Below are 3,889 nucleotides of genomic sequence, written 5' to 3' on the forward strand. Positions count from 1 at the left end.
ATGCGTCAAGCACACCCTGCAGATACAGCGCATTGGCCGCGCGCAGCACGATGCTGCCGCCGTCGCTGTCCACCTGCGTGCGCCCGCTGCCGTCGATATCAAGCAACGCCGAGGCGCCGGAAGCACCCAGCCGCGCGCCACGCTCGACGACCACCAAGGTATCGGGCGGCAGGTGGCGCAGGTTGTCCTGGTCCTCCCAGTCCAGTGCACCGCCGATCTCGATCGTCCCGCCCTTGCGTACCTGCCCACGCAGCTGCCCGCGCGCATCGGCGGAGGAAACTGCATCGCCACTCACATCCAGCAGCGCCCCGTCGGCGATCGTCCAGCGGCGTTCGCGGCGTCCGTCGGCGCGCACCGTCGATGGATCGAAGGCTTCATCCAGACGGATGCGACCGCCCGCCGCCTTCAGCGTGCCCGCCACATTGATGTCGCCGGAACTGAACAATTCCATCGACTGCCCTGGGTCGACGTTGAGCACGGCATTGCTGCCGATGCGCAGGTCACCGGTCGACAGCAGATGCCCGGCGCGCAGCGTCAGGCTCGCACCCGCGCGCTGGCTGACGCGACCGCTGGCAGGATCCACCATGTACAACAAGGGTGACCATGCCTGCAGACCCTGCTCACGGCTCGAGGCACTCTGCGCACCCTCGGCCAGGCGCAGGACCGGTTGTTCCACATTCAACTGCACGCCGTCTTCAACGGTCAGCCCGTTGTGGCCACCGATGTCGTAGCGGGAAAAGCCGCTGCTGAACAGCGGCGCCTGCAACCGCAGCGCTTCCGACGCCGACGCCGCACCGCCAATGGCGACCCTGCCCCCTGTCGCAAGGTTGAAGGCGCCGCTGCCGCTGCCGAGCGCACTGAAGCGGACGCCATCGCTGATACGCAGCCGGCCACTGCCATCGGTGGCGACATCGGTGCTGGCCGCCAACAGGCTGACGCTGCCGCCCTTGCCTACCCGCCCCTTGCCCTTTGCATCGATGCTGCCACCCGCATCCACCGAAACACGTGCGCCCACACCCACGGTGATGTCATGGCTGACATTGATGCGCAGCTGTCCACCGTCAATCCACGCCTGCGTGGCGCCCCCATCCGACACGGCAAAGGGATTGCTCCAACCACCAGCAAGATCAAACCCTGCACCAGAGGCAACATCGACCGCGCCACGCCCGGCGGACAGCAACGCGGTGGGTTGACCGAGCACCGGAAGCAGGTTTCCGGCCTCCACCTGGCCACCCGCGATCTGCACGGTGCCGCCGAAGCTGATCCGGCTACCGGTGAGAGCAAGCTGCCCACCCTCCTGCAGCCTGAGCGTGCCATCCAGTTCAACCTGCCCCGCCGTGGCAATGTCGACGCGGCCCCAGCGCTGCGCGCTCAGGACATCGCTGTCCAGCGACACCGTGTTGCGCTGCGACTCCTCCAGCGGCACCTGTAGCGATACCTGCCGCGAATCGGCCGGGTTCTTTCCGATCCATACGTGGGAGTCATACACCGCATTGCGGCCGGTGTTGTCGTAGCGGCCCAGCCAGAGCTGAGCGTTGCGGGCTGCAGCTGTCTGCGCCTGCGCGTATCCATCCTGGCCCTGGTCGGGGCGGCGTGTCTGTTGCAGCCCCTGGAATGCACCCGTCTCCACCTGCCCTTGCAGAACTGCGGTGGGTGCCGAGATCAGCAACCGACCCGCATCGCGCCCTACGGTATAGCCATTGTCATAGCGTTGCCCGGGTGCCACCAGCGGATTGCGGAACGACTCGGTGACGCCCCAGCGTTCCTGCTTCACTTCAAAGCCCCGGTACAGACCGTCGTACAGCATCTCTGCCGGGGCATCATCAAGACGGTACAGCTGGCCGTCGCGGCCACGCAGCCAGCTCTGCTGGACCACGCCAGACTGCACATCCAGGCTGCCACCCGCCAGATTGATGCGCGAACCAGCGTGGCTGACAACCTCCTTGCCTGCCAGCTGGACGGTGCCGCCCTGTGCAGCCCATTCGCCTATCGAATGCCCCTGGTTGTCCAGGTAACCACTCACTTCCAGCAAGCCGCCACCGGCATACCAGCGGGTGCCTTCATAGCCACCGGTGCCTGCGGCCACCTCGATCAACTGGCGACGGTCGATCCACACCTCGCTGCTGATCAGCTTGCCGCTGTCACGGTTGTCAGGCGAATCGCGCAGTTCGTTGCCCTGCACCTTCACCTTGACGTTGTTGCTCTCCATCGCCACCTGCACGCCGACCGCACCGGCCACGTCCACGCGGGCGCCATCGTCCAGATAGCTGCGGCGGCCCGCATCGGAAATCACCTGACCACCGGTCGCCACCGCCAGCGAGCCGGCCTGGAAGTTCACATCGCCGCCGGAAACGATCTCGATGCGCGATTGCTCGCGGCGATCCTGCAGGCGCGAGAGATTGTCGAAGGTGCCGCTGTTGCTGGCCCCGCGCAGCTTGTCCTGCTCGCCGGATTCCTTGATGAGCGCATCGCGCTGGCTGTCGAGCGCAGTGGTCTTGCCATCATCTTCGATCAGCACCGCCGTCGTTGAACCCGTGGCCAGGGTCACGCTGCCCTTGCTGTCGGAGGATGAACTCAGCAGATGCACAGTGCCGCGCTGGTTCAACGTCGTGGTGGCCACCGCCACTCCAGCCTGTTCGACAGCCCGACCGGCCAAGGTGATGTCACCCTCGCGCGCCTGGATCAGGCCGCTGTTGCGCACGCTGCCGGCCGTGCTGTCGGCTACGAAGCGCGGAGCGATCTCATTGCCCCGGGTGGTCGAAGCCGTGTTCTGTGCCGTACCCACACCGCGGCGGATCACGAAGCTGTCGCCGGCCGCCAACTGGGTCTGGCCCTTGCGCGTCTCGATCTGGCCCGCGTTCTCCACGCTGTGGCCGGCCAGCAGCACGTAGCCACCGCCACGCGTTGCACTGGTGGGTTCATGCGTGGTGATGCGCGCGCCACGTTCAACCATGACCTTGCCCACGGCATCGGTGAGCGCCGAAGTGTTCGCGTCGGCGCTGTACAGGCCGTTGTCACGGAACTGCGCGTCACTGATCCGTGCCGCAGCAGCAACCAGGTTGCGGACGTTGACCTGGCTGTTGTTGCCGAACACCACGCCGTTGCGGTTGGCAACGAACACCGTGCCGTTGGCCTTCAGTTGGCCCAGGATCTGGCTGGGCCGCGCGTTGGGGTTGTTGACCCGGTTCAGCACCGCCCAGTCGGGGTTCTGCAGGAAATTGAGGGTGGTGTTGCCACCGATGTTGAAGGTTTCCCAGTTCAGGATCGCCTGGTCAGCGGTCTGCTCGATGCTGACCTGCACCCGTCCGTCGGCGCCCTGCGACTGGATCGCTTCGCGGGCATTGATCCAGCCACGGGTCAGCGGATTCCCGTCCACCTTCAGGCCATCCTTGCCCAGCCCATCGGCCACCAAGAAGCCCGCCTCGCGTCGCGCCTGCCTGGCCTGCTCCTGCATGCGTTGCTGCAATGCGATGGCCTGCGCGGCCGTGCCGAGGTTGTCGATCGACTGCTGCAGTTTCTGTCGCGCCGCATCCTGCTGCTGTGCAGGCAGCTGGAACTGGATCGGCACGCCATTGGGCATGCGGCCACTCTGCGCTGCCGCGCCCTGGGCGGCGCCGCGGTCGGCGAACCAGCTGGGGCTGAACGCCTGCTGCGCCTGGCTGGCAGGAGCGACCACGGTGCCCAGCGCCACGGCCACGGCCCAGGCCATCGGGTGGCTGCGCCACAGGGACGCGGAGAAACGGGCAGCGGGCGAATGCGGGTGCGACATCGGGGACCTCGGCAACCTGATGGGCCGCGTCGGCCGCGGCGAGTACGAAGGGGGCCTGCATAACGCACGCCCTGCACCTGATAGACGGTAGCGGCGGTGTGAAGACGACAGGCGCATCAC

At 66.7% G+C, this 3,889-nt stretch carries 1 protein-coding gene; it reads right to left on the reverse strand.

Translation table 11 applies throughout. The features are described from left to right. Window positions 1–3,769: filamentous hemagglutinin N-terminal domain-containing protein (locus DBR20_RS18960; protein WP_146187057.1), on the reverse strand; the 3,769-nt coding region annotated here is incomplete at its 3' end. Window positions 3,770–3,889: the final 120 nt, after the last annotated feature.

Source organism: Stenotrophomonas sp. HMWF023 (genome assembly GCF_003060985.1).
In the GTDB taxonomy this organism is placed as follows: domain Bacteria; phylum Pseudomonadota; class Gammaproteobacteria; order Xanthomonadales; family Xanthomonadaceae; genus Stenotrophomonas; species Stenotrophomonas lactitubi.